Here is a 26508-nt window from a genome sequence, read left to right as displayed (position 1 = left end):
GATTTTTTCTCGTTAATATAGGTCACCCCATAATTATTTTTCTATAATTTATCAAAAAATCCCTTGAATTATTAACATCATTAAAGTATAATTGTATAAATAATAATCGTTTAGGAGGTAAAAGTATGGATATTGGAAAAAGATATACACCAAACGAAATTGAAACAAAATGGTATAAGTTCTGGATCGACAATGAATTGTTTAAAGCAAAAGGAGAAGGAAATGGAAAATTCTCAATGGTTATACCTCCACCGAATATAACAGGAAAAATACATATGGGACATGCTTTAAATATATCTTTACAGGATATAATTACTCGTTTTAATAGAATGCAGGGAAAAGATACATTGTGGTTACCTGGAGAAGACCATGCAGGTATTGCGACTCAACATGTTGTAGAAAAGTTCTTAATGAAAAGCGAAGGAAAACGAAAAGAAGATTACGGCAGGGAAGAGTTTATAGCTAGAGTCTGGAAATGGGCTAATGAATATAGAGACCACATTAAAAAACAAATAATGGCAATTGGTGCTTCTGTTGATTGGTCAAGAGAAAGATTCACCTTAGATGAAGGTTTAAACAAAGCCGTTAGAAAAGTATTTGTTGAGTTATACAACGAAGGGTTAATATATAAAGGGAAATACATAGTAAACTGGTGTCCGAGCTGTGGAACAGTTTTATCTGATGAAGAAGTTGAACACAAAGATGAACAAGGTGCATTTTACCATATAAAATATCCTATAAAAGGTGAAGATAATTACATAATAATAGCAACAACAAGACCTGAAACAATGCTCGGAGATACCGCAATAGCTGTTCACCCTTCTGATGAGCGGTATAAGGATTATGTTGGTAAAGTTGCTATATTACCATTGGTTGGAAGAGAAATACCTATTATTGCAGATAAATACGTAGACCCTTCTTTTGGTACTGGTGCATTAAAAGTTACTCCTGCTCATGATCCTAATGATTATTTAATGGGACAAAGACATAATTTAGAAACCGTTCAAATAATGGATGAATTTGCTAAAATAAATGAAAATGGCGGTAAATATGCCGGATTGGATAGAAAAGAAGCCAGAAAAGCTATAGTAGAAGACCTAGAAAAAGAGGGATATTTAATCAAAATTGAAGAAATGACACATTCTGTAGGTCATTGTTATAGATGTGATACAGTTGTAGAACCATTCTTATTAGATCAGTGGTTTGTAAAAATGAAACCATTAGCAGAAAAAGCTATTGAAGCTGTTGAAAAAGCCGATATAAAATTCTATCCTGGAAGATGGAAAAAGGTTTATTTAAACTGGATGAATGAAATTAGAGATTGGTGTATATCAAGACAATTATGGTGGGTCATAGAATCCCTGTATGGTATTGTGATGATTGTGGACATATTAATGTTTCTGAAGAAGATATACATACATGTCAGAAATGTGGTTCTACCAATATCAGACAGGACGAAGATGTATTAGATACCTGGTTTAGTTCTGCATTATGGCCTTTCTCAACATTAGGCTGGCCAGAAGAAACTGATGATCTAAAAAAATATTATCCTACGGATTTATTAGTAACTGGATTTGATATTATATTCTTCTGGGTAGCAAGAATGGTTGTAATGGGCGAAAAGTTCATGGATAATAAACCTTTCTCTGATGTATATATACATCAATTAGTTAGAGATAAATATGGAAGAAAAATGTCAAAATCCTTAGGTAATGGTATCGACCCATTAGAAATAATTGAAAAATTTGGTGCGGACCCAATGAGATTTACATTAGCTATATTGGCAGCACAGGGAAGAGACATAAAATTGGATCCACAAGCATTTGAATCTTATTCAAAATTTGCAAATAAAATATGGAATGCTACAAGGTTCGTATTATTAAATATGGATGATTTTGAGAAAATAGAACTTACTCCAGATATGTTAGAGATAGAAGACAAATGGATGCTTTCTAAACTAAACAAAACAATAAAAATCGTAACTGATGCGCTTAAAGGATATGAATTTAATATTGCTGCGAGAGCATTATATGATTTCTTCTGGAACGAATATTGTGATTGGTATATAGAAGCAGTTAAAAACAGATTAAAATCCGAAAATAAAAAAATTGCTCAAAACGTATTGGTAAGAGTTTTAGATTCATCTTTAAGATTATTACATCCATTTATGCCATTCTTAACAGAGGAATTATGGCAAAATCTCCCAAAAATAACAGATGAAAAATATTTAATCACAGCAAAATGGCCAGAATATAACAAAGAACATGAATTTGAAAATGAAGAAAATGAGTTTGAAAAGATCAAAGAATTTATAAGAGGCATAAGAAATGTTAAAGCAGAAATAAATATACCTCAAATTACCAAGGTTGAAGTTGCATATAAAACATTAGGCGATAATAGTTGGATTAAAAATAATGAAAAAATTATAAAAGAATTATCTTTTGTTACAACCCTTGAAGTAGTGGAATCTAAACCGTCTAAAGCAGCTACTTCATATGTGGATGATACGATAGAAGCATATGTGAAATTAGGTGAATTAATAGATATAGAAGCAGAAAGAATTAGATTAAACAAAAAGAAAGAAAAGTTGGAAAAAGAATTTATGAAATATGATAAAAAAATAAACAATGCTAATTTTATGTCAAAGGCACCGGAAGATGTTATTGAAGAAGTAAAAGAAAAACATGCTTTTGTAAAAAGCCAAATTGATAAATTAGAAAAATTATTAGAGGAGTTAAAGTAATATGATTTCTAATTTAAAAGATGCTGTGAATTATATATATGACAGACGCGGTGGTACAAGAATAAAATATGGTTTAGAAAGAATTAATAAATTATGTGAATTATTGGGAAATCCTCAAAAGGATTTCCCCGTTATTCATGTAACAGGTACAAACGGAAAAGGAAGTACTTCAAGAGCTATACATGATATATTAAAAGCACACGGATTAAAAGTTGGACTATTTACATCACCACATTTAACGCATATATCAGAAAGAATTAAAATAAATGGAAAACCAATAAAAAACGAAGAATTTATTGAAACGTTAAACGAAATGATAATGCCCATTGAGAAAATGGATGCTATGAAAGAAGAAATGTCACCCTCTTTCTTCGAAATAATAACAGCATTAGCTTTAAAATATTTTTCAAATAATAATATTGATGTTGCTGTCTTAGAAGTTGGTTTAGGTGGGAGACTTGATGCAACAAATGTAGTTTTATCAGATGTTTCTGTAATTACAACCATACAATACGATCATATGAATTTATTAGGAAATACTTTAGAGGAAATTGCTTTTGAAAAAGCTGGTATAATCAAAAAGAATAACAATCTTGTATTGGGTAAAATAAATGAATCAGCTAAAAAAGTTATTTTTGAAAGAGCTAATGAAGTTGGAATAAAAAACATTTTTCAATTTAACAAAGATTTCTATTTCAATAATTCTGCATTTTCTTTAAACTGGAATTCTATTGATTATAAAAGTCCTTATAACGAAATAAATAATTTAGTATACAAAGCTAATGGAACTTATCAACCTTATAATGTTTCAACAGCTGTTATGGCTGTAGAAAGTTATTTTGAAAAAATAGAAAAAAGCCTCGATATAGAAAAAACAAAAAAAGCTTTAAAAGAGTTTATCTGGGAAGGTAGATTTGAATTAATTGAATATAAAAACAAAAATGTTATTCTTGAAGGCGCTCATAATATTTCAGGTGCTTTAGCTTTAAAAAATTCTATTAAAACATATCTAAAAAATTTTAAAAAAGCCGCATTAATTGGAATTTTAGATGATAAAGATATTGATGGTATGGTAAAAATAATGGCAAATGAATTTGATTATATTATCGTTACTCAGGTTCCAAATAAACGATCAACTAATCCTGAAAATGTCTATAATTTATTTAAAAATATATCAAATAATGTAATCTTTATAAAAAATCCTATTGAAGCTTTTAACAGATTATTATCTACTCCATACGATTATTATTTTGTTACTGGTTCATTGTATTTAGTTGGAAAAATAAGAGGATATATGCTTAATCTGGAGGAAATTTAATGATAAGAAAAGTTAAAGGAATTATAAATAAATTAGATACTGAGGAAATTATAATACAAGTAGGAAATTTCTTTTTTGAAAGTATTCCAACATATAGAATACTAAAAAATTGTAAAGAAAACGAGGAATATATTTTTGAATCATTTCTTGATGTTAACGAAAGAAATATTTCTTTATACTTATTTTATGACGCCCTTGAAAGGAATATGTTTATTAATTTAAAAAAAGTTTCTAAGCTTGGTGCAAAAAGCGCATTAAAAATGCTTCAAAATGCTGATGCAGAAAATATAGCTACTATGATATCTGCAAATGATATTAATGGATTATCCAAATTACCGGGAGTTGGTAAAAAAACCGCTGAAAGGATTGCAAATGAATTAAAAAATAAATTTGATTCATTCATATCGTCCGGTAATAATAATAAATTAAATGACGCTTTAGATGCATTAGAAGCTCTAGGATTTGATAGAAATGCGATATACAGAGTCTTAAAAAATATGGATATAGAAAATCTTCCTTTAGAAAATATTATTACGCAAGCTTTGAAGAAATTGTGATAATATCTTAATTTTAATTAATGAAAATAATGTTAAAATATATATTGTATAATATTGTGTCGGGGTGTGTTATGCGAGTTTTAATTCTAGCTGCTGGATTAGGTAAAAGAATGAAATCAAAATATCCTAAAGTAATGCATAAAATAATGGGAAAAGAATTGATAAATTGGGTTATAGATACTGCTAAAAAATTAAACCCTTCAAAAATTGGTGTAGTTTTAGGTCATAAAAATGAATTGGTTAAGAAAATACTTCCAGATGATATTGAGGTTTTTTATCAAATGGAACAATTAGGAACAGGTCATGCTGTGATGTCTGCAAAAGATTTTATAGCTGATGAAGATATATTAATATTATATGGTGATACACCTTTAATTACAGAAAAGACATTAAAAAATCTTCTTGAAAAACATAGAAATACAAATGCTGATGCAACAATATTAACAGCTATTTTAAATAACCCAACAGGTTATGGAAGAATAATAAAGAATGAAATAGGAAAATTTATTGATATAGTAGAAGATGTTGACACAAATGAAGAACAGAAAAAAATTAAAGAAGTAAACGCAGGTTTTGTTGTTTTCAAAGGATCAAAATTATTAGAAGGTTTATTTAAAATAAAACCAAATAATAATCAAGGTGAATATTATTTAACAGATGTACCTAAATTTTTAGATAATGTTGAAACTTATACGCTCGAAGATTTCTCTGAAGTATTGGGAATAAATAATAGAATTCAACTTGCAGAAGCGGAAAAAATATTAAAAGAAAGAACATTAAAAAATTTAATGATTAATGGTGTTACAATAATCGATCCTGATACTACTTATATTTCACCTGAAGTAAAAATTGGGCAGGATACGATTATTCATCCAATGACCTTCATTTTTGGCAATACAGAAATAGGTGAAGATTGTGAAATTGGGCCAATGACTAGAATTCTAAATTGTAAAATAGGGAATAATGTTAAGGTAATCAGATCAGAATGCGAAGATGCAAAAATTGAAAATAATGTTTCCGTTGGGCCATATTCAAGATTAAGAACAGGAACCGTTTTAAAAGATAATGTTAAAATTGGTAATTTTGTAGAAACTAAAAAAACTATTGTAAATAAAAATACAAAAGCACAACATTTAACATATTTGGGAGATGCTACCATAGGAGAAGATGTAAATATTGGTGCAGGAACTATTACATGTAACTATGATGGAAAGAACAAACATAAGACATTCATTGGAGATAGAGTATTTGTTGGTAGTAATTCATCTTTGGTAGCTCCTTTGAATATAGAAAATGATTCTTTGATAGGTGCTGGTTCAACAATTACACAGGATATCCAAAAGGTGCTTTAGCTTTAGGAAGAGCTAAACAAATAATAAAAGAAGATTGGGTATTCAAAAAGAGGGAGAAAGGAGAGTAAAAAAATGCCTTTTTCAATGGCCCACGAAATTAAAATTTTTAGCGGTAATTCCAACAAAACATTAGCTGAAAAAATTGTCCAGTATTTAGGTATAAGATTAAGTGAAGTTGAATTAAAAAGATTTGCAGATGGGGAAGTTAATTTAAGAATAGGTGAAACTGTTAGAGGATTGGATACTTTTGTTATACAATCTACTTCAGCACCTGTAAATGATAATTTGATGGAATTATTAATTATGATAGATGCTTTAAAAAGGGCATCAGCTAATTCTATTGCTGTAGTTATCCCATATTTTGGCTATGCTAGACAGGATAGAAAAGCAAGAGGAAGAGATCCAATTTCAGCAAAATTAGTGGCTAATTTATTGACTGTCGCTGGAGCATCAAGAATTGTTACATTAGATTTACACGCTGAACAAATCCAGGGTTTTTTTGATATTCCAGTTGACAATTTAATGGGTTTTCCTGTTTTTGTCAATTATTTTAAAAATGAATGTGATGATTTCGACTCTGAAAATTCTGTTGTTGTTTCACCAGATGTTGGTGGTGTTAAAAGAGCTCGAAAATTAGCTGAAAAAATGAATTTACCATTAGCTATATTGGATAAAAGAAGACCTAAAGATAATGTAGCTGAAATAGTTAATATTATTGGTGATGTTAGTGAAAAAACTGCAATAATATTTGATGATATAATTGATACTGGAGGTTCTCTTGTAGGTGCTGCCGAAATGCTAAAGAAAAAAGGTGCAAAAAAAGTTATTGCATGTGCAACACATGGCGTTCTTTCCAAAAATGCAAAAGAAAAGTTACAAAATTCAGTAATTGAAAAAATATATGTTACAGATACAATATATCATAATGACTTGCCGGATAAATTTCATGTGTTATCTGTTGCTTCGTTACTTGGTGAAACTGTCGCAAGAATTAAAAACAATTTGTCTGTAAGCATATTATTTAAATAATATCATAAATAATAATTTATTATAGGAGGGATTCAAATGGCAAAAGTATATCAACTAAAAGCTATTGAAAGAAAAGAAGGCGAAAAAGCTAATCATGTAAAAAAAGAAGGGTTTATCCCGGCTGTAGTATATGGACCTGGTTTAGAAGGTGAAAATGTTCATTTAAAAATTTCATTGGTTGATACAATGTTAATGATTGAAAAAATCGAAGAAACTACTCCAATCCAATTGAATATCGAAAAAGAAAATGGTGAAACATATACACTTACAGCATTTTTAAAAACTATTCAAAGACATAAAGTATCTGATAAACCTATTCATGCAGATTTCTATGTTCCTGCTTCAGGACATAAAATGCATCTTAACATTCCTATTGAATTTGTTGGTGAAGCAAAAGGTTTATCTAAAGGTGGTATGTTAGAAATCCATCACCATGAATTACCTGTAGAAATTTTACCAAAAGACATTGTTGAGAAATTTGTTGTCGATATTTCAGAATTAGATGTAAATGATCACCTAACAGTAAAAGATTTAAATATTGCTGAATCAATTGATGTATTATTAGATCCAGAAGAAATTGTTGTAGCTATTCCAGTTGCAGGTAGAGTTTCAGAAACTGTTGAAAGCGAAGAAGAAGAAACAGAGGAGAAGAAGCCTAATATATGAAAATAATAATCGGTTTAGGAAATCCTGGCCCACGTTATGTTTTTACAAAACATAACGTGGGGTTTTTGGTTGTAGACAGATATTATGAATTAAATAAAAATAACTTCAAAAAAATAGAAAAAAGAACTTTTGAAGGATATTCAAACGAAAATATTATGCTAATAAAACCGCTTACTTATATGAATTTAAGCGGAAAAGTTTTATATGAATTGAAAAATTATTTTACCAACCCTGAAGATATTATAGTAATATATGATGATGTTGCTTTAAATCTAGGGAAAATAAGAATAAGACAAAATGGTTCTGCGGGAGGACATAATGGATTAAAATCAATTATTTCTGTATTACAAAGTACAGAATTTCCCAGAATCAGAATTGGTATTGGTCCAAAACCTGAACATATAAATCTTGCAGATTACGTTTTAAGTGAATTTTCAAACGAAGAATTCTATAAAATAAATAAAGTTATAGACAAAACAATACCTGTTATTGACTTATTAATAGAGAATAAAATTTCTGAAGCAATGAATAAATTTAACAATAAAGATTTATCCGGAGATGAGTAATAATGAAATGCCAACTCTGCAAAAAAAACGACGCTATTATTGTTCAGAAATTTTATTATGACGGTATTTTAACAAAAATTGGTTATTGTCAAAAATGCTTAAAAGAAATCTCAAGATTTCATATTTCACCTGTTAAAAAAGGTAATTTGCAATTTTTTGGAACAAATATTTTTTTTAAAAATAAGTTCGATCTAAATAAAAAGAATATTGATTTTAAAAATATAAAAAGTAAAATTTTCATTGAACAACCTCTTTTTATCAAAAGAATTCTCTTTGTAGAAGATAAAAATTCAAAAATTCGAGATTCTCAAACCCTGATTAAACGTGGTTTGGATTTTTGGACAAATGAATATGAAAAAGCTAAAGAAGAATATAACACAGAAAAAATGAAAGCTATTGAAGATATTATAGAAAAAATAAAAAAGCTACTATAAAATAAAAATCCAGCAATATGCTGGATTTTTATATTGTCATTGTATACTTTTTTGCTTCTTCATATGTATCCAATATATTCATTAATCTATTAACTTTTGTTATATCTAGAATATTTTTTATTAAAGAATTTACATTTATAAAAATCAATTTATTATTATATTTTCTTGCTCTTTGTATAAGAGAAATAATAACGCCTAACCCATTACTGTCAATAAAATATACATCTGAAAAATCTACTATAATTTCCTTATTTTCAAAAGACAAAAAAAATTCTAATCTTTCTTTAATGTATCCACTATTTTCTACTGTTATATTTGTAAGAAATCTCAAAACCTTTATATTATCTTCTTCTTCAAATGAACAATATTTATTCATATTTTCACCTCGCCTCGATTTATTAAATCGTCTAAAAAGAGTTTTTCTTTAACAAAACATATAAATGATAAAATAAAAAGTAGCTTAAATTTAAAAAAATACTTTACTTTTCTAAAAAAATATAGTATAATATCGAAAAAATCCCTGGAGGGGTTATGATGAAAAAAACAGTAAAGTACATAGTCATAAATGATTCATTGAATTTAAATAGTTTAAATTGGTGGTGGACGCCCGGTGGGTGTCTACTATTTCGTCATGCTCTATAACTTTGGGGCCAATTCTATTTATGTAGGCAATCACCGGATATCCAGTTTGGATATCCGGTTTTTTTATTATCCCTGGAAAGGAGAGTGTATATTATGGGTAAAAGAGAAAGAGTATATTTATCAGTTGAGGAGATGCCAAAATATTGGTATAATGCATTGGCAGATTTACCATTTCAGCTTGATCCCCATTGAATCCACAAACAAAAGAAATCATGAAACCAGAAGAATTAAGTGCTATTTTTCCAGCTCCTTTAGTTGAACAGGAAGTAACTACAGAAAGATTTATCAAAATTCCAGAAGAAGTATTGAAAGAATATGCTATATTCAGACCTTCTCCGCTTATTAAAGCGACAAATTTAGAAGAATATTTAGAAACTCCAGCGAAAATATATTATAAATATGAAGGAGTTTCTCCAACAGGAAGTCATAAAACAAATACTTCAATTCCGCAGTCATATTATAATAAAATTTCTGGAGTAGAAACATTGGTTACAGAAACCGGTGCAGGACAATGGGGAAGCGCTTTATCCTATGCTGGATCAAAATTTAATTTAAACATTGAAGTATATATGGTAAAAACAAGTTTTGAACAGAAACCAATGAGAAAGCACCTTATAAATCTTTTTGGAGGAAAGGTTACACCAAGTCCCAGTTTAGAAACTAACTTTGGCAAAAAAATGTTAAATTTAGATAAAGAAAATCCTGGTAGCCTTGGAATAGCTATAAGTGAAGCTTTAGAAGTTGTGTTTAGTAAAAACAATGCCAAATACGCACTTGGAAGTGTTTTAAATCATGTATTATTACACCAGACTATAATTGGATTAGAGATAAAAAAACAATTTGAAAAAATAAATGAAAAACCAGATATTATAATTGGATGCCATGGAGGTGGCTCAAACCTTGGAGGAACAATTTTGCCTTTTATTCCAGAAAAATTATCAGGAAAAAATATAAAGTTTTTAGCCTGTGAACCAAAATCATGTCCAACATTAACAGAGGGAGAGTATAAATATGATAATGGGGATACTGCAGGATTAACTCCTTTAATGAAGATGTATACGCTTGGAAAAGACTTTATTCCACCAAAAATACATGCAGGAGGATTAAGATATCACGGTTCAGCACCAATTATTGCCAGATTAAAACGTGAAAATATGTTAAATGCTGTAGCCTTCACTCAAGAAGAAACATTTAAAGCTGCTAAACTTTTTGCTAAATTAGAAGGAATAATACCTGCTCCTGAATCATCGCATGCAATTGCTGGTGCAATTAAAGAAGCTCTTCTAGCAAGAGAAAATAAAGAAAAAAAGTTATAGTATTTACGCTATCCGGACACGGTTTGCTCGATTTAACAGCATATTCATAATAAAAAAGCGTCTACAAAAATTGTAGGCGCTTTTTTGTCATCAATTGAATATTTATGATATAATATAGTATAAATTATAGTGTTGAAGGGAGGATTCTAATGTACATTCTTAATTTAAGTGGCATTATTTTTGGTTTAATCGGTATTATATTCACAGTATTCCTTACTTTTAAAGTACTGGAAAACTCTCCAGGTAATGAAAAAATGCAAAAAATATCTGGAGCAATACAAATGGGAGCGAAGGCATTTTTAATATCAGAATATAAAATATTATATGTTATAGTTCTCATTATTTTCCTCCTACTTGGTTTAATTAATGGGTGGGAAATGGCTTTATCTTTTTTTCTTGGTGCAACATTATCTGTTTCAGCTGGTTTTTTTGGTATGAGTATTGCCACAAAAACAAATACACGAACTGCTCAAGGAGCCATCGAATCAATAAGTAAAGGATTAAAGATAGCTTTCAATGGAGGAGCTGTCATGGGAATGACTGTGGCTTCACTCGGACTATTTGGATTGGGACTGATTTTTTATTTAACCAATGGCGACACTATATCAATGAGTGGATATGCTATGGGAGCTTCTTTGGTAGCATTATTTGCAAGAGTTGGTGGAGGAATATTTACTAAAGCTGCAGATGTTGGTGCTGATCTGGTTGGAAAGACTGAAGCTGGTATTCCTGAAGATGACCCAAGAAATCCCGCTGTTATTGCCGACAATGTTGGTGATAATGTCGGTGATGTCGCTGGAATGGGAGCTGACTTATATGAATCCTTTGTCGGCTCAATATTTTCTGCTTCTGCTTTAGGTGTATTAGCCTATAACAAAGAAGGTGCTGTATTCCCATTTTTAGTTGTATCTATTGGAATTCTCTCTGCAATAATTGGTATTGTTTTTTTTAATTTGAGTTTAAAAAATAAAGACAATGTGGATCCTTCAAAAGCTTTGCATTTTGGAACGTATATCGCAAATGGTTTAACGTTAGTAGGAGTTTTATTTTTATCTTTAATAATATTAAAAACTATTAACCCATTTTTCGTCATTTTACTTGGTATGATTGTCGGTATGATTATCGGGAGTATTACAGAATACTATACTGCAAAAAAACCTGTGAAACATCTTGCTAATAGTGCTGTAAGTGGCGCAGCTCCATTATTAATTAACGGTATGGCAATAGGAATGGAATCAACAGCTATACCAGTTATTTTAATTTCTATTGCTACAATAATCTCATACAATTTGCTTGGATTATTCGGTATTGCATTAGCAGGAGTAGGTATGTTAGCCACATTAGGTATAACTCTTGCAATAGATGCTTATGGACCTATAGCCGATAATGCAGGTGGAATTGCACAAATGGCAGAACTTGAACCATATGTAAGGGAAAGAACAGATCAATTAGATGCTGTTGGAAATACTACAGCTGCAATAGGAAAAGGTTTTGCTATAGGTTCTGCGGCTTTAACTGCTTTAGCATTATTTGCTTCTTATACTAAAGTTACAGGTTTAAATATTATAGACCTTTCAAAATCACAGGTATTCATAGGTGCCTTAATTGGTGGAATGCTTCCTTTCTTATTTTCTTCAATGGCTATGAAAGCCGTTGGGGATGCAGCAGAAATAATGGTAAAAGAAGTCAGAAGGCAATTTAAGGAAATAGTCGGTTTAATGGAAGGAAAAGCAGATCCAGACTATTCTTCATGTGTTTCAATTGCCACAAAAGGAGCTTTAAGAAAAATGGTTTTTCCATCATTATTGGCGGTATTTATGCCTATTATCATGTTTTTTATACTTGGAAAAGAATCTGTAGCTGGAATGCTTGTGGGAACAACTGTTTCAGGAGTTATGCTTGCTATATTTATGGCCAATGCTGGCGGTGCCTGGGATAATGCAAAAAAATATATTGAAGAAGGTAATTTTGGTGGAAAAGGCGGATTTGCCCATAAAGCTTCTGTAATTGGAGACACCGTAGGAGATCCTTTTAAAGATACAGCTGGACCTGCAATAAATATATTAATAAAGCTTATGTCTATTGTTTCTATCGTTGTAATTCCTATATTAATGAAGATTTTTAAATAAAGGGGGCGAATTATGAAAAGAATTGCTGTTATGAATGTCGGTGGTGATTGTCCTGGTCTTAATAGCGCAATTAGAGCATTAGTCAGGAAGTCTGCCATTGAAGATATCGAAGTTTTAGGTGTTTATGATGGTTTTAAGGGTTTTTTAGAAGATAGAGTTTTTGTTATGACAAAAGAACATGTATCAGGAATTTTAGAACGTGGTGGAACTATTTTGGGTTCTTCAAAATTTGATCCAACAAAAAATCCTGATGATTTTATTAAATTAAAAGAAAATTTTGAAAAATATCAAATAACTGCATTTATAATAATGAGCGGTCATACAGGAACAGAAATTGCTCTAAAAATTTCTGATGAGGGAATGCCATCAATTGTAATTCCTGCAACAATAGATAATGATTTACCATGGACTGATTTTAGCATAGGATTTTTTACTGCATTAGAAACTGTAACAAAAACATTAGATGCATTACATTCAACTGCTAGTGCTGGTCATAGAGTTATCGTTGTAGAAGTTGGCGGAGACGAAGCAGGATGGTTGGCTACTCTTGGTGGATTAACTGGTGGTGCAGATTATATTTTAATTCCTGAAATAAAATTTAATCCTGATAAATTAATAGAAAATATCAAAAAAAGATATGATGAAGGAAAGAAATTTTCTATTGTTGTAGTTCAAGAAAAATGCCCTTTATCAGAACGGTTAAAGATCATTAAAGACAAAATTCCTGAAAGTACCCCTTCAGATGTTATTTCAAAATTTATTAAAGATAATATTGAAGGGGTGGAGTGTAGAAATGTTAATCTTGGTTATATGCAAAGAGGTGGAACTCCAGTATCTTTTGATAGATTAATTGCCACCATGTTTTCAACAAAGGCTATTGAATATATAAAAAAAGGAAAAGTTAATATAGCTCTTTCTTTAAAAGGTTTTGAAATTTTTGATGTACCATTTTCTAACGAACTTTTAAAAAATAAAGAAATTGATTCTAGAATTTATGAAATGGCAAAAATATTCTTTTAAAATAAGGGACTCATACATAATGAGTCCCTTATTTTTTATCAAAAATCCTTAAACTCTTCGCTTCGCGAAGGGTTTAGGAAAAATATTATAATAATAAAATTTTTTAAATCTTAGACCTTTCGCTACTCTTCACTTCGTGAAGGGTTTTAGGAAAAATATTTTTATTATAAAATAAAAAACAACCTTAAAACTTTCGCTCCGCGAAATGTTTAGGATTCGCTCATATTATTTTTTTTATTTTATTTTAACAACAGCCTGAGGGACTCATACATAATGAGTCCCTTATTTTTTATCAAAAAATTCTTAAATCTTCCACTTCGCGGAAGCTCTTCACTTCGTGAAGAAAATTGGTAATAATTTTTAATTATAAATATTTATTATCCTTAAACCTTCCGCAAAGCGGAAGATTTTGTTAATAAATTACGACAATTTTTAATATATTATGAAATATTTTTCATACTTGACAACTATATTAAAATATAGTAAAATATAAACAAGTTTTTACATTACTTAAAATTAGAATAGGGAGGGATTCTATGAAAAAGTTGTTTCTAGCAGTAGTTTTAATTCTTTCGTTGGTTTTATTCGCAAATATTAAAATTGGTGTTGTTTTACCAATGACTGGAGGTATTGCTGCTTTTGGTGAAATGTCATGGCAGGGAATTGAATTAGCTCATGAAATGTATCCAGAGGTATTGGGTGAAAAAATTGATTTAGTATTAGTAGACAATAGATCAGAAAAAACAGAAGCTGCTAATGCTGTAAGTAGAGTTATTGATAAGGAAAAAGTTGTTGCAATAATCGGAGAAGTTGCCAGTGCTCATTCATTAGCTGGTGGTGCTGTTGCAGAAAGAAAACATATTCCAATGTTAACTTCTTCATCAACAAATCCATTGGTTACAAACAGAAAAAAATACGTATCTCGTGTTTGTTTTATAGATCCTTATCAAGGTGCTGCTGCTGCTATATTTGCATATAAAAATTTAAATGCGAAAAAAGCTGCTGTATTTATCGATGTTGAGCAAGATTATAGTGTTGGTTTAGCCAATTTCTTTAAAAAGAAATTCCAAGAATTAGGAGGAAATTATTTCATCGAATTCTTTAAAACTGGTGACCAGGAATTTAGTGCTCAATTAACAGATGCTATTAATAAAAATCCTGATGTATTATATATTACAGGATACTATCCAGAAATTTCTTTATTCGCAAGACAGGCAAGAATGTTAGGATTTAAAGGTCCTATTTTAGCTGGAGATGGTGCAGAAGCTCCTGAATTAATTAAGATAGGCGGAGATGCAGTTGAGGGATTATATTATACAACACATTTCCATCCAAAAGGTGCTGCAACAGAGATGACAAAAGTATTTGTTGAAAAATTCAAGGAAAAATACGGTTCTGAACCTGGTGCTATGCACGCTTTAGGATTTGATGCATATTTAGTTTTAAGAAAAGCTATAGAAATAGCGGGGAAAGCTGATCCTAAAGCAATAGCAAAAGCAATTAGGCAGGTTAAAAACTTCCCAGGTGCTACTGGTATGATTACTATTAATAAGAATGGTGATGCAGAAAAATCTGTTGTTATTGATATGGTTAAAAATGGAGAATTCACATATGTAACAACAATTAACCAGCAGATTATTAATTTTATTAAAAATTCTTTCCCCGGTTCTTCCGGGGTTTTTTATTGAAAATGGAGGTGTCGGCATTGAGTGGAGCTACTTTTCTACAAAACTTATTCAACGGATTAATGTTTGGTGGATTGTATGCACTTCTAGCAGTAGGTTATACAATGGTGTATGGAATCTTGAGACTCATTAACTTTGCACACGGAGATATTATGATGATGGGTGTTTATTTTGCTTTCTATGCTTCTTTAGCAGGAGCACCATTATGGTTATCTGTTCTTATTGGAATTTTTGGTGCTGCTTTTCTGGGTTTCTTAATAGATAGAGTAGCTTATAAACCTTTAAGAAATGCTCCGAGGATTTCTGCTTTAATTACTGCCATTGGTATGAGTTTCTTTTTGGAAAGTATTGCCGTTGTTGTTTTTGGTGCAGTTCCAAAATCCTTTACTGCTGTTTTTAACGAAAATAACAAATGGTTATTGGATAAAACATGGAATATTGGTGGTGCAAGAATACCTGTATTAACCTTCATTGTATTCTTAATTACCGCTTTAATCTTTATGCTTTTGTTCTGGATTGTATACAGAACAAAAATCGGAATGGCCATGCGAGCTATTTCTTCCGATATTCCAACTACTTCATTAATGGGTATCAACGTTGACATGGTTATCGGTTTTACTTTTGCACTTGGTTCTGCAATGGCTGCAGCTGGAGGAATAATGTGGGCCATGAGATATCCAAATGTATTTCCATATATGGGATTTATGCCTGGTTTAAAAGCATTTATCGCTGCTGTTTTAGGAGGTATAGGTTCTATACCAGGAGCTGTAGTAGGAGGATTTTTATTAGGATTACTTGAAATATTCCTTGTTGCTTTAATGCCTAGTGCGGCTGGATATAGGGATGCATTTGCATTTATTATTCTTATAGTTATATTGTTAATAAAACCAGATGGATTATTGGGTAAAAAATCCGTAGTAAAGGTGTGAGAGCATGAAGAAAATAAATTGGACATTAAATTTAATAACAATCGTTTTATTTACCTTATTCCTTTCCTATGCACAGGGAAATTTTGATGATTATACACTAAGAATAATAACTTTAATACCTATTTATGCCATCATGGCTGTTAGTTTAAATTTGATTAACGGTATAACTGGTATATTTTCATTAGGACATGCTGGATTTGTTTTACTGGGTGCATATACATCTGCATTATTGACACTTGAACCATTTCAAAAAGAACTATCATATATTATAGTTCCTATCCAACCATGGTTATTAAACTTACATGCTAACTTTTTAATTGCAACTTTGGCTGGGGTGTAATTGCTGCTATTTTTGCATTTTTAATTGGTTGGCCTACGTTAAAATTATCTGGTGATTATTTAGCTATTGCCAGTTTGGGTTTTGCAGAAATTGCGAGAGTATTAGCAAATAATTTAATCAGTGTAACAAATGGTCCTTTAGGATTAAAAGGATTACCTAATTACACAAATGTTTATTGGGCATGGGGATGGCTTTTAGTAACATTAATTGCTATTATTAGCCTTGTAAAAAGTTCTTATGGACGTGCTCTTATCGCCATCAGAGAAGATTCGATAGCTGCAGAATCAATGGGAATAAACGTATTCAAACATGAACTAATGGCTTTTGTTTTTGGCGCATTTTTTGCGGGTATTGCCGGAGCATTATATGCACATTGGTTAACAACAATTGATCCAAGAATTACTACATTTGGTCCATTATTAACTTTCTATGTATTAATTATGGTTGTTCTTGGTGGTCTTGGAAGCATTACAGGATCTATTATAGGTGCTGGTGTTTTTGCTTTAATGTTTGAATATTTGAGATCTTTAGAAGAGCCTTTTGATATATTTGGAATCCATGTTCCTGGAATTCCAGGTATGAGAATGTTAGTTATTTCTGCAATATTTATTTTTATAATGATATTCTGGCAAAAAGGAATTATGGGTAGAGCAGAATTTTCATGGGAGAAATTATTAAAACTATTTGGAATAAAAATTAAAAAGCCATCATTAGTTGATATATACATGAAAAAAGAAGGTGAAAAATAATGAACAAAATACTAGAAATGAACCATATTACAATGCAATTTGGCGGATTAATCGCTGTTAACAATTTTCATAATCAGCTATATGAAGGAGAACTATTAGGGCTTATTGGTCCAAATGGTGCAGGAAAAACTACTGCTTTTAATGTTATCACCGGTATTTATATACCGACAAAAGGAAAAGTAATATTTGATGGTATAGATATTACACCTTTAAGGCCTCATGAAATAACTCATTTGGGTATATCAAGAACATTCCAGAATATCAGACTTTTCCAGGATATGACTGTTTTGGAAAATGTTATTGTTGCACAACATCATATGCTTGCAAACACTGATGTCGATAAAATATTAAAAAAACACGGCAAAAAAACAAAAGGAAGTTCTCCGTTATGGTTCTTTAAAGCTTTAACAAAACTCGGTTATTTAAATAAAGAAAAAGAAATGATAAAAGAAGGATTGCTCTTATTAGAAAAAGTTGGATTATTGGATCTTGCAGAAGAAAAAGCTTCTGCTTTACCATATGGATTACAAAGAAAATTGGAAATAGCCAGAGCTCTTGCAACACATCCAAAAGTTCTCTTATTAGATGAACCTGCCGCTGGTATGAATCCTCAAGAATCGGAAGAGTTAATGCATTTTATAAAACAAATTAGAGATGATTTTAATCTTTCTATTCTTTTAATAGAGCATGATATGAAAGTTGTTATGGGAGTATGTGAAAGAATACTGGTTTTAGATTACGGAGCTATTATTGCTGAAGGAAAACCGGAAGAAATACAGAAGAACCCAAGAGTTATAGAAGCATATCTTGGAGAGGAGTGGAAGAATGCAAAAGCAGAATGATATTGTTCTTGAAATTAAAAATTTAAATATTTTTTACGGAGCTATACATGCTGTAAAAGGAATTAGCATAAAAGTTCCAAAAGGAAAAATTGTAACTTTAATAGGAGCTAATGGTGCTGGTAAAACTTCCACTCTTTCCGCAATCGCTGGAATGGTTAAGCCAAAAGAAGGAGAAATTATCTATAAAAATAACAATATTGCTGGTAAATCTCCTCATGAAATAAATAGAATGGGTATAGCTTTAGTTCCAGAAGGAAGAAGAATTTTTCCAAATCTTACAGTTTATGAAAATTTAATGATGGGTGCATTTAATAGAAAAGATAAAGAAGAAATAGAAAGAGATTTAAATTGGGTTTATAATTTATTCCCAAGATTAAAAGAAAGATTAAAACAACTTGGAGGTACTTTATCAGGTGGGGAACAACAAATGCTTGCTATTAGCAGGGCATTAATGAGCAGGCCCGATGTAATTATGATGGATGAACCTTCTTTAGGTCTTGCACCTGTTTTGGTTTCTGAAGTATTTGATATTATTAAAGTTATAAATGAAAATGGTGGTACTATTCTTTTAGTAGAACAAAATGCTGCACAGGCATTAAAGATTTCTCATTATGGTTACGTTTTAGAAACAGGAAATATTATACTTGAAAATAATTCTGATTTACTATTAAAAGACGAAAATGTGCAAAAAGCCTACCTAGGTATGGCATAATACGCCGTCATACTCCATTGTATAACGCAACAGCTCCCAAAAATGGGAGCTGTTGTTATTTTTCTATTTTTTGAAAGATACCTCTTTTTTCCAATAAAATCATTAAAGGCAATCCTAAAGCATAACAGGCTATTGCTTCTCCAATACCAATCCATAACACAGTTGGCCAATATGGAACTTTTGCAAGAGGTGCTACATATGCTGAAACACCAAATGCATTAACTATCACTGGTGGAAGTGGAGCTAAATATTTATTGGGCATTTTATATGTCAAATATGCTGCCAATAATGTTAATGCACTACCTAAAAAAATGTCTATTGCTCCAAACCCTCCGAAAACATTGGCCAACATAGCACCTACATACAATGCAGGTATAAAAATAGGATTGAAAAATGGCAATACCGTTAATGCTTCTGAAATACGAACCTGCATAGGACCATAACTAATAGGTTGTAAAACAACAGTTAATGCTACATATAATGCTGCTACTACACCTGCCAATACCAAGTTTTTCGTTTTCACCAAAAAACACCTCCTTGTTTTGTTAAGGCGGGTGCCGCGACCGCCAAATCATATTATATATAAATTTTATTATTGCAGAAATAATTTTATGTTAAAATAACGAGGTTATTATAAAAAATATTATTCCAATTCCGAGAGAAATAAAAGCTCTTTTATCGCTTTTCTTTATTCTTTCTTCATCTTTCATATATCCTTTTCGAGTTTCCTTAACGGATGTATTGAACAAATAAATACTATTTATAGTAAAGATAACTCCTAAAAAGAAAAAAACATTAGCCCACATACTTACCCTCCTACCTTTGAATTTTTACATTAAAGTATTATAATTATACTATGAGTATTAAAAGGAGGTATTAAATTTGAATAAAGAATTGACACCACCCATAACATTGAAGCAGAAGAAGCTTTATTGGGTAGTATTTTTTTAGACCCGCAAATTTTGCCTGATATATTGGAAGAAATTAGATCAAATGATTTCTATAATCAACAACATCAAATAATTTTTAGAATTATCGAAGATTTATTCGATAGAGGATTACCTGTTGATGCTATTTCAGTTATGGAAAACTTAAGAAATGCAAATCTACTTGAAAAAGCGGGAGGAGAAGATAAACTTATATATTTAGCTGAAGTTGTTCCTACACCAGCTAATGCATTATATTACGCCAAAATAATTAAAGACAAATCTCTTTTAAGAAGTTTAGTTTCTGCAAGTACAGAAATCGTTGAAGCAACAAGAACAATAGGTGAAGCTGAAGAAATATTGGATTTTGCCGAAAAAAAGATTTTTGAAATTGCAGAGTCCCGTGCTACACGAACTTATGATTCTGTTCCCAACATTGTTCATGATGTATTTGAAAAATTAGATGAATTAAAAAAACGTGCTTCTATTGAACCAAATGCTCTTGTCACAGGTCTACCTACAGGGTTTATTTCTTTAGATAGATTAACTTCTGGATTTCATAAATCTGATTTGATTATTATAGCAGCCAGACCATCCATGGGAAAAACTGCATTTGCTCTTAATGTTGCAAGTAATTTAGCCATTAAATACAAAACACCTATTGCAATGTTTAACCTTGAAATGTCAAAAGAGCAATTAGTTCAAAGAATTTTATGTGCTGAAGCTCAGGTAGATTTACAAAAAGTTAGAACTGGTATGCTTAATAATGAAGATTGGAATAAGTTGGTTAATGCTGCTCATAAACTTTCGCAATCAAAAATAGTAGTTGACGATGAACCTGGGTTAGATCCAAGAACCTTAAGAGCAAAAGCCCGAAGAATGAAGAGAGAGTATGGAATAGAAGCTATTTTTATAGATTACTTGCAGCTTATGTCCTCAAAAAGCAGAGGATCAGAAAGTAGACAACAGGAAATTTCTGAAATTTCACGTTCATTAAAATTATTAGCCAGAGAATTAAATGTCGTCATTGTAGCCCTTTCACAATTATCAAGAGCTGTTGAGCAAAGAGAAGATAAAAGACCGAGATTAAGTGATTTAAGAGAATCTGGTGCTATTGAACAGGATGCTGATATGGTAATGTTTTTATACAGAGATGCATATTATAAAAGGAAAAAAGAAAGTGAAAACAAAGATAAAAATAATGAAAATCTTATTTTAAATCATCCACATGAATCAGAGCTAATAATCGGGAAACAAAGAAATGGTCCTGTTGGCACTATCAAACTTATGTTTGACCCAAAAGTAACGTTATTTTATGAAAAAGATAGCATACATAAAGAAGTATATTAGGAGGAGAAAGAATGAAGCAAAATACAAAAGAAAAAATATTAAAATTAATTGAAAAAAAACCATTATTACAGAAAGAAATATATGAAAACTAAAAGCTAAATCAAAAGATGAAAAACGAAAAATAAGAGATATATTAAAAGAATTACAGGAAAATGGTGAGGTATATAAAAATTCAAAAAATAAATTTTGCACATTAGGAAAAAACATGAAAATCGGAACTATAGAATTTACACGAAGGGGCAGTATGGCATTTGTTACTACCAAAGATGGAGAAGAAATTGCTGTCACGCTGGAAAATGTAAAAGATGCTATGCATAAAGATCTTGTGTTAATTGAAATAATTGGAACATGGCGCGACATTCCAAAAGGAAAAGTATTACGAGTATTAAGAAGAGGAATAACTAAGATTGTTGGAATTTTTGAACCAAAAAAATTATTTGGTTTTGTGTTACCTATAGATCAAAAAATAAATACTGATTTTTATGTTTCACCAGAAAATTTCAATAAAGCAAAACCCGGACAAATTGTTGAAGCAGAAATTATAAAATACACTCGCAAAAACCCAGAGGTAAAAATAACAAAAATAATAGGTAATGTAAATGACCCAAAAGTTGATTTACCAATAGTCATTATAAAACACGATCTACCAGAACCTGGAATATTCCCAGAAAAAGTTATGAAGGAAGCTTTAGCAATTCCGCAAACTGTTCAAAAAAAAGATTTAAAAGGAAGAAAAGATTTTAGAGACGAAATCATAGTTACTATAGATGGAGATAATGCTAAAGATTTTGACGATGCTGTACAGGTAAAAAAGTTAGAAAATGGAAATTATTTATTAGGTGTTCATATTGCAGATGTTTCACATTATGTAAAAGAAAATTCTAATTTAGACAAAGAAGCCTTTAAACGTGGAACAAGCGTTTATTTAATAGACACTGTAATTCCAATGCTTCCTCACGAATTATCGGATTGGATTTGTTCCCTTGTAGAGGGAGAAGATAGATTAACCATGTCCTTAATAATGGAAATTGATAAAAATGGTGATGTTGTAAATTTTGACGTATATAATGGAGTTATAAAAAGCAAAAAAAGACTTACTTATAACAAAGTAAACAAACTATTAAATAACGAAGCAGATGATGAATTAGAAAAAGAAATAGGTTGGTTACGACCAAACCTCGAATTGATGAAAGAACTCATGGAAGTTATAAGAGAAAATAGAAGAAGACGTGGTGCTATTTTAGATATTGAAGGTGGAGAAGTAAAATTCATATTTGACGAAAATGGAAACGTTGAAGATATCATACCTGTAGAACGCGGAATTTCAGAAGTCATTATAGAGGAGTTTATGATTAAAGCCAATGAAACTGTTGCATCTATCTTTGATTCTCAAGGATTACCATTTATTTATAGAATTCATGAAGAACCTGATCCGGATATGTTATTACAATTAAAAAATTACTTAGATATAATGGGATTAAGATATAAATTCCCTAAAAATATTCATCCAAAATTATTACAGGATATGTTAGAACATTTAAAAGACCATCCTTTAAGAAAAAGTATACAAAAATTGTTAGTACGTTCATTAAAGCGTGCCATTTATTCAGATTTAAATGTTGGACATTTCGGTTTAGCTTCTCAAAATTACACACATTTTACCTCACCAATAAGAAGATATCCTGATTTAATAGTTCATAGATTATTAAAGAAATACTTAAAAAATAAAGGAACCTTAAAAAATAATGAAATTGAAAAATACACAGAACTACTCCCAGAAATTGCCGCTCATAGTTCAAAAAGAGAAAGAGTTGCTAACGAAGCAGAATGGGATTTAACTGATATGAAGAAAGTTGAATATTTAATGGGACACATTGGTCGAACTTTTGATGTGTATATAACCAACATAACCAAATTTGGAATGTTTGTTGAAATTCCCGAAAAATTTATTCAGGGATTAATACATGTTTCAACAATGGATGATTATTATATATATAATGAAAAACAGAATGTTTTAATCGGAGAAAGAACAAAGAAAGTTTATAAATTAGGAGATAAATTAAAAGCTAAAGTTATAAATGCAAATAAATTAACAGCAGAAATAGATTTTGAAATTGTTAATAAAAACGATGATGAATTAGAAAAAGAATTAAAAAAGAATTATCCCAATGCTAAAATAAAAATTAAAAAGACCAAAAAAATAAACGAAAAAATAAATAAAAAAGAGCCGCACGGCACTCGTTACCGATGCGGCGGCCCTATACCCCCTAGGTATTTTTATCTTTCATTACATATTATACCATAAAAATACAAAAAAGTAACACTTCATACTACAAAATCAAAAATTTGTAACAAAAATAGCCCTGCATAGCAGAGCTATTATTTTTCCATCTTTTCAAGACATTCTTTACAATATCCTCTAATATATAATTGTTGATCAATAATTTTATTTTCTTTTTCAAGATTTGAATCAATTTTTATTTCTTTAATATCAAAATCAAAAATCTTTCCACAATTGATACATTTAAAATGACCATGAAGATGTGTATTAATATCAAATCTTGCTTCATTTTCCTCAATTGTTATAACAGAAATTAAACCCTTTGATTGAAATAGTTTCAAAGTATTATAAACTGTTGTTTTTGATAATGTTGGTATTCTTTTTACTAATTCTTTATAAATCATATCAACATTTGGGTGATTTTGATTATCCATTAAATATTTATAAATTTGAATCCTTTGTAAAGATGGAGAAATATTTTGTTCCTTTAATATTTCGCTGATATATTCTATTTTTTCCAGATCACTCATATAATCACATCCTTTCATTTCTAAATTGATTATAATTCTATTTTAATTTTATACCATTTTCATTCAAAAATCAAGTTTTGATACAATAATTTAATTTTTGTGATATAATTGTATTAATTAAATATTATTCTGGAGGGAAAATATGAAAAAAACATTCATCTTTATTTTACTATTTATCTTTATTTTTTCAATAGCCTATTCTCAATCTTTTACAGAACTTTATTCCAAATTTAAAGTAATAAACAGTTATCACAAAATTAATGAAATGAAAAGTTTATTATCTGAACTAGAAAAATATACTGATAATGCTTCTTTATTGGCTGTATACTGCAATGCGCTTACTGAATATGCCAATTGGGGTGTTCCTGAAGAAAAAAGAGAACAAATATACACTAAAGCTGTAGAAGTTGGCAAAAAAGCTGTTAAATTAGACGAAAAAAATGGGTATGCACATTATGCTTTAGGTGCAGCAATCGGAAGACTCGCACAATATAAAGGAATTGTCTCCAGCCTTTTTATGCTTGGTGATTTTGATGAGCATATTAAAAAAGCCATAGAATTAGATCCTTCATTATATACCGCCTTTATTGCAATGGGAATGAGGTATAGAGATGTTCCATGGCCTCTAAATAACTACAAAAAATCAGAACAATATCTGCTTAAAGCTGCTGAAATTGAACCAGGATATGTTAATGCTTATTACGAATTAGGAGTTCTTTATAAAGTCTGGAAAAAATATGATAAGTCAAAAGAGATGTTTAAGAAAGTAATAGATATGCCTTTACATCCAGATTGGATAGAGCAGGGAAAAGAAGCCAAAGAAGACTCAAAAAAAGCCCTTGAAGAACTAAAATAGGAAGGTTTAAAAACCTTCCTATTTTTTATTTCCACACCTCTGGTTCAACTTCTAAATCTTCATCATAATTTTCTTTAACTATCTTTTTTATATATTCTATTATACTCATTACATCAGAAAAGGTTGCATCACCTTTATTAATAATAAATCCTGCATGTTTTTGAGAAATTTCAGCATCTCCAATAGAAAAACCTTTTAACCCTAATTTTTCAATAGTTGTGCCAACATAAAAATCTGGTTTTGGCCTTTTAAAAATACTTCCTGCACTTGGGTATTCCAATGGTTGTTTTTCCCATCTTTTAATAGATAATTCCTTTATTCTTTTTTCTATATTACTTTTTTCATCCCTATATAATTTCAATTTAGCTTCTAAAGGATAAACCTTCTTTCTTGAAAAATGCTTTTTCTATAATCAAACTTAATATCTTCCTTTTTTAAAGTAATTATTTGCCTTTTTTCTATATCGTAAACTTCTACTTCTTTTACAATATTCTTCATCTCTCCTCCATAAGCACCTGCATTCATAAACAAAGCCCCACCAAGACTACCAGGAATTCCTGAAGCAAATTCTAAACCTGCTAAACCATTTTCCATAGCTAAATAAGACAACCTTGAAATGGGAATTCCAACTTCTGAACATATATATTCCTCTTTAAAAATAACATCTGTCAAATATTCTGTACTAACAACAACAAAATCTAAATTTTCATCTTTAATTATTAAATTGGCGCCACCGCCAATTATTTTAAATTTTATATTTTTTTCAATTAAATAATTTAGAGTTTTTACAAAGACATTTTTCGTTTTAGGAATAACAAAAAGTGGAACCTTTCCTCCTATTTTAAATGTAGTGTGTAATTTCAAAGGTTCATTTTTTAAAATATTACAACCTAACAAATATAACTCTTTAGCTATATCTATCACTTCAACATCCACTCCAACATCTCATATATTTCTTCCCCTGCAGGATGTTTTTTTACCTCTTCTAACAGTTTATTATCTTTAAAAGTCATTTTTTGTATAGAATCTAATATTAATGCCTTTTCCGATTTTGAAATATTTTCCAGATATTTGTTTAGCAAATAATTTATACCCTTTTTTGTAGGCATTTCTGCCATCGCCATTATGGCCAATTCCTGAATATCTCCTGTATCATCTAAAAATGTAGCTAAAATATCTATATATTTTTCATCCTTAGTAATTCTTAACAAGGCTTCCAAAATAATGGGAAATGCTCTTTCATCAGAATACAAATTCATCATTCTTTCAAGATAGGGTTTTAATTCTTGACATTCCATCTCTGAAAGAACATCTATTAAATACAGCATTACCACATCATCAAAAGAATTCTTCTCAAATCTTTTTAAAAATTCATCAAACAGATATTTTTTAGCTTCAGGCCCTAAAACGTCTATGATATCAGTAATAAGTGAATATGTCTCCGCATCACTTTCTTCCATCATATTTATTAAAACCGGTATAGCTTCTACACCCTTTTCTTCTATAACGCGTTGAATTACATCTTCTCTTTTCATT

21 protein-coding genes and 5 pseudogenes are annotated in these 26508 nt (G+C 30.2%); 19 read left to right on the top strand and 7 right to left on the bottom strand.

The window, feature by feature from the left end; translation table 11 throughout:
• The first annotated feature begins 125 nt into the window (after positions 1 to 125).
• The 8 genes and pseudogenes from DJ007_RS20280 (at position 126) to DJ007_RS09240 (ending at position 8665) form a co-directional block, all read left to right on the top strand.
• Positions 126 to 2743: pseudogene (locus DJ007_RS20280) on the top strand (valine--tRNA ligase).
• Between the two features lies 1 nt (position 2744).
• Positions 2745 to 4061: a bifunctional folylpolyglutamate synthase/dihydrofolate synthase gene (locus tag DJ007_RS09270; RefSeq protein WP_129409332.1), complete on the top strand. Its 1317-nt coding sequence runs from the start codon at positions 2745 to 2747 to the stop codon at positions 4059 to 4061.
• Complete coding sequence (ruvA, locus tag DJ007_RS09265) at positions 4061 to 4618, top strand: Holliday junction branch migration protein RuvA (RefSeq protein ID WP_129409331.1); 558 nt, start codon at positions 4061 to 4063, stop codon at positions 4616 to 4618. The genes DJ007_RS09270 and ruvA overlap by 1 nt, the downstream gene beginning before the upstream one ends.
• A 71-nt stretch (positions 4619 to 4689) precedes the next feature.
• Positions 4690 to 6038 (top strand): annotated as a pseudogene (gene glmU, locus DJ007_RS09260) (bifunctional UDP-N-acetylglucosamine diphosphorylase/glucosamine-1-phosphate N-acetyltransferase GlmU).
• A 4-nt stretch (positions 6039 to 6042) separates the two neighbouring features.
• Positions 6043 to 6999, top strand: a complete 957-nt coding sequence (locus tag DJ007_RS09255) for a ribose-phosphate pyrophosphokinase (protein ID WP_129409330.1) — start codon at positions 6043 to 6045, stop codon at positions 6997 to 6999.
• Between the two features lie 36 nt (positions 7000 to 7035).
• Positions 7036 to 7665, top strand: a complete 630-nt coding sequence (locus tag DJ007_RS09250; RefSeq protein ID WP_129409329.1) for a 50S ribosomal protein L25 — start codon at positions 7036 to 7038, stop codon at positions 7663 to 7665.
• Positions 7662 to 8231, top strand: coding sequence for an aminoacyl-tRNA hydrolase (gene pth, locus DJ007_RS09245; protein ID WP_129409328.1), 570 nt, complete (start codon positions 7662 to 7664; stop codon positions 8229 to 8231). Before DJ007_RS09250 ends, pth begins: the two co-directional genes overlap by 4 nt.
• Before the next feature lie 2 nt (positions 8232 to 8233).
• Entirely contained in the window at positions 8234 to 8665 is a 432-nt protein-coding gene (locus DJ007_RS09240; protein WP_129409327.1) for a hypothetical protein, read from the top strand.
• A gap of 28 nt (positions 8666 to 8693) precedes the next feature.
• Here DJ007_RS09240 and DJ007_RS09235 read toward each other — a convergent pair whose 3' ends face one another.
• Positions 8694 to 9041 carry an STAS domain-containing protein gene (locus tag DJ007_RS09235; protein WP_129409326.1) on the bottom strand — a complete coding sequence of 116 codons (348 nt, stop codon included), beginning with the start codon at positions 9039 to 9041 and terminating at the stop codon, positions 8694 to 8696.
• Positions 9042 to 9400: 359 nt separating this feature from the next.
• Between DJ007_RS09235 and DJ007_RS09230 the strand changes: the two are divergent.
• From DJ007_RS09230 to DJ007_RS09195, 8 genes and pseudogenes are all read left to right on the top strand, one after another.
• Positions 9401 to 10673 (top strand): annotated as a pseudogene (locus tag DJ007_RS09230) (TrpB-like pyridoxal phosphate-dependent enzyme).
• 99 nt (positions 10674 to 10772) lie between these two features.
• Positions 10773 to 12752, top strand: a complete 1980-nt coding sequence (locus tag DJ007_RS09225) for a sodium-translocating pyrophosphatase (protein ID WP_129409325.1) — start codon at positions 10773 to 10775, stop codon at positions 12750 to 12752.
• A 12-nt stretch (positions 12753 to 12764) separates the two neighbouring features.
• The gene (locus tag DJ007_RS09220) at positions 12765 to 13772 is read left to right on the top strand and encodes a 6-phosphofructokinase (RefSeq protein ID WP_129409324.1); all 1008 of its coding nucleotides are present in this window, start codon (positions 12765 to 12767) and stop codon (positions 13770 to 13772) included.
• 536 nt (positions 13773 to 14308) lie between these two features.
• Positions 14309 to 15460: an ABC transporter substrate-binding protein gene (locus DJ007_RS09215; protein WP_129409323.1), complete on the top strand. Its 1152-nt coding sequence runs from the start codon at positions 14309 to 14311 to the stop codon at positions 15458 to 15460.
• A 59-nt stretch (positions 15461 to 15519) separates the two neighbouring features.
• Positions 15520 to 16386 (top strand): branched-chain amino acid ABC transporter permease, encoded by an 867-nt coding sequence (locus DJ007_RS09210; protein ID WP_438268389.1) that lies wholly within the window; start codon positions 15520 to 15522, stop codon positions 16384 to 16386.
• Between the two features lie 4 nt (positions 16387 to 16390).
• Positions 16391 to 17475: pseudogene (locus DJ007_RS09205) on the top strand (branched-chain amino acid ABC transporter permease).
• Positions 17475 to 18317 (top strand): ABC transporter ATP-binding protein, encoded by an 843-nt coding sequence (locus DJ007_RS09200; protein WP_129409322.1) that lies wholly within the window; start codon positions 17475 to 17477, stop codon positions 18315 to 18317. The pseudogene DJ007_RS09205 and the gene DJ007_RS09200 overlap by 1 nt, the downstream one beginning before the upstream one ends.
• Positions 18301 to 19029 (top strand): ABC transporter ATP-binding protein, encoded by a 729-nt coding sequence (locus DJ007_RS09195; RefSeq protein ID WP_129409321.1) that lies wholly within the window; start codon positions 18301 to 18303, stop codon positions 19027 to 19029. Before DJ007_RS09200 ends, DJ007_RS09195 begins: the two co-directional genes overlap by 17 nt.
• A gap of 55 nt (positions 19030 to 19084) precedes the next feature.
• Here DJ007_RS09195 and DJ007_RS09190 read toward each other — a convergent pair whose 3' ends face one another.
• Complete coding sequence (locus DJ007_RS09190; protein WP_129409320.1) at positions 19085 to 19552, bottom strand: QueT transporter family protein; 468 nt, start codon at positions 19550 to 19552, stop codon at positions 19085 to 19087.
• Positions 19553 to 19643: 91 nt separating this feature from the next.
• Complete coding sequence (locus DJ007_RS09185) at positions 19644 to 19835, bottom strand: hypothetical protein (RefSeq protein WP_129409319.1); 192 nt, start codon at positions 19833 to 19835, stop codon at positions 19644 to 19646.
• Between the two features lie 126 nt (positions 19836 to 19961).
• On the opposite strand from DJ007_RS09185, the gene dnaB reads away from it, so the two are divergent.
• Both dnaB and rnr read left to right on the top strand, forming a co-directional pair.
• Positions 19962 to 21305 (top strand): replicative DNA helicase, encoded by a 1344-nt coding sequence (gene dnaB, locus DJ007_RS09180; RefSeq protein WP_240739455.1) that lies wholly within the window; start codon positions 19962 to 19964, stop codon positions 21303 to 21305.
• Between the two features lie 11 nt (positions 21306 to 21316).
• Positions 21317 to 23439 (top strand): annotated as a pseudogene (gene rnr, locus DJ007_RS09175) (ribonuclease R); the annotation flags it as partial.
• 245 nt (positions 23440 to 23684) lie between these two features.
• Here the strand turns inward: rnr and DJ007_RS09170 are convergent.
• A complete protein-coding gene (locus DJ007_RS09170) occupies positions 23685 to 24116 on the bottom strand; it encodes a Fur family transcriptional regulator (RefSeq protein ID WP_129409317.1) in 432 nt (143 codons plus the stop codon).
• A 142-nt stretch (positions 24117 to 24258) separates the two neighbouring features.
• On the opposite strand from DJ007_RS09170, the gene DJ007_RS09165 reads away from it, so the two are divergent.
• Positions 24259 to 24972, top strand: a complete 714-nt coding sequence (locus DJ007_RS09165; RefSeq protein ID WP_129409316.1) for a tetratricopeptide repeat protein — start codon at positions 24259 to 24261, stop codon at positions 24970 to 24972.
• 25 nt (positions 24973 to 24997) lie between these two features.
• On the opposite strand, the gene DJ007_RS17785 is transcribed toward DJ007_RS09165, so the two are convergent.
• The 3 genes from DJ007_RS17785 to DJ007_RS09155 are packed head-to-tail and all read right to left on the bottom strand — an operon-like array spanning position 24998 to position 26507.
• Positions 24998 to 25333, bottom strand: coding sequence for a hypothetical protein (locus DJ007_RS17785; RefSeq protein ID WP_240739454.1), 336 nt, complete (start codon positions 25331 to 25333; stop codon positions 24998 to 25000).
• An 8-nt stretch (positions 25334 to 25341) separates the two neighbouring features.
• On the bottom strand, positions 25342 to 25908 hold the full coding sequence (locus tag DJ007_RS17780) for an FAD-binding protein (RefSeq protein WP_240739453.1): 567 nt from the start codon (positions 25906 to 25908) through the stop codon (positions 25342 to 25344).
• Entirely contained in the window at positions 25893 to 26507 is a 615-nt protein-coding gene (locus DJ007_RS09155) for a hypothetical protein (protein WP_129409315.1), read from the bottom strand. The genes DJ007_RS17780 and DJ007_RS09155 overlap by 16 nt, the downstream gene beginning before the upstream one ends.
• Position 26508: the final 1 nt, after the last annotated feature.

The organism is Marinitoga lauensis (assembly GCF_004135675.1).
Classification (GTDB): domain Bacteria; phylum Thermotogota; class Thermotogae; order Petrotogales; family Petrotogaceae; genus Marinitoga; species Marinitoga lauensis.
This window is presented reverse-complemented; position numbering and strand designations above follow the sequence as displayed.

What these genes read in the sequence shown, in the direction of transcription:
- DJ007_RS09225 (WP_129409325.1), top strand. Translation starts at nt 10,773, where the DNA reads ATGTACATTCTTAATTTAAGTGGCATTATTTTTGGTTTAATCGGTATT.
- DJ007_RS09270 (WP_129409332.1), top strand. Translation starts at nt 2,745, where the DNA reads ATGATTTCTAATTTAAAAGATGCTGTGAATTATATATATGACAGACGC.
- DJ007_RS09240 (WP_129409327.1), top strand. Translation starts at nt 8,234, where the DNA reads ATGAAATGCCAACTCTGCAAAAAAAACGACGCTATTATTGTTCAGAAA.
- DJ007_RS09250 (WP_129409329.1), top strand. Translation starts at nt 7,036, where the DNA reads ATGGCAAAAGTATATCAACTAAAAGCTATTGAAAGAAAAGAAGGCGAA.
- DJ007_RS09155 (WP_129409315.1), bottom strand. Translation starts at nt 26,507, where the DNA reads ATGAAAAGAGAAGATGTAATTCAACGCGTTATAGAAGAAAAGGGTGTA.
- ruvA (WP_129409331.1), top strand. Translation starts at nt 4,061, where the DNA reads ATGATAAGAAAAGTTAAAGGAATTATAAATAAATTAGATACTGAGGAA.
- DJ007_RS09210 (WP_438268389.1), top strand. Translation starts at nt 15,520, where the DNA reads ATGTTTGGTGGATTGTATGCACTTCTAGCAGTAGGTTATACAATGGTG.
- DJ007_RS09215 (WP_129409323.1), top strand. Translation starts at nt 14,309, where the DNA reads ATGAAAAAGTTGTTTCTAGCAGTAGTTTTAATTCTTTCGTTGGTTTTA.
- DJ007_RS09220 (WP_129409324.1), top strand. Translation starts at nt 12,765, where the DNA reads ATGAAAAGAATTGCTGTTATGAATGTCGGTGGTGATTGTCCTGGTCTT.
- DJ007_RS09200 (WP_129409322.1), top strand. Translation starts at nt 17,475, where the DNA reads ATGAACAAAATACTAGAAATGAACCATATTACAATGCAATTTGGCGGA.
- pth (WP_129409328.1), top strand. Translation starts at nt 7,662, where the DNA reads ATGAAAATAATAATCGGTTTAGGAAATCCTGGCCCACGTTATGTTTTT.
- DJ007_RS09235 (WP_129409326.1), bottom strand. Translation starts at nt 9,041, where the DNA reads ATGAATAAATATTGTTCATTTGAAGAAGAAGATAATATAAAGGTTTTG.
- DJ007_RS09170 (WP_129409317.1), bottom strand. Translation starts at nt 24,116, where the DNA reads ATGAGTGATCTGGAAAAAATAGAATATATCAGCGAAATATTAAAGGAA.
- DJ007_RS09195 (WP_129409321.1), top strand. Translation starts at nt 18,301, where the DNA reads ATGCAAAAGCAGAATGATATTGTTCTTGAAATTAAAAATTTAAATATT.
- DJ007_RS09185 (WP_129409319.1), bottom strand. Translation starts at nt 19,835, where the DNA reads ATGTGGGCTAATGTTTTTTTCTTTTTAGGAGTTATCTTTACTATAAAT.
- DJ007_RS09255 (WP_129409330.1), top strand. Translation starts at nt 6,043, where the DNA reads ATGCCTTTTTCAATGGCCCACGAAATTAAAATTTTTAGCGGTAATTCC.
- DJ007_RS09165 (WP_129409316.1), top strand. Translation starts at nt 24,259, where the DNA reads ATGAAAAAAACATTCATCTTTATTTTACTATTTATCTTTATTTTTTCA.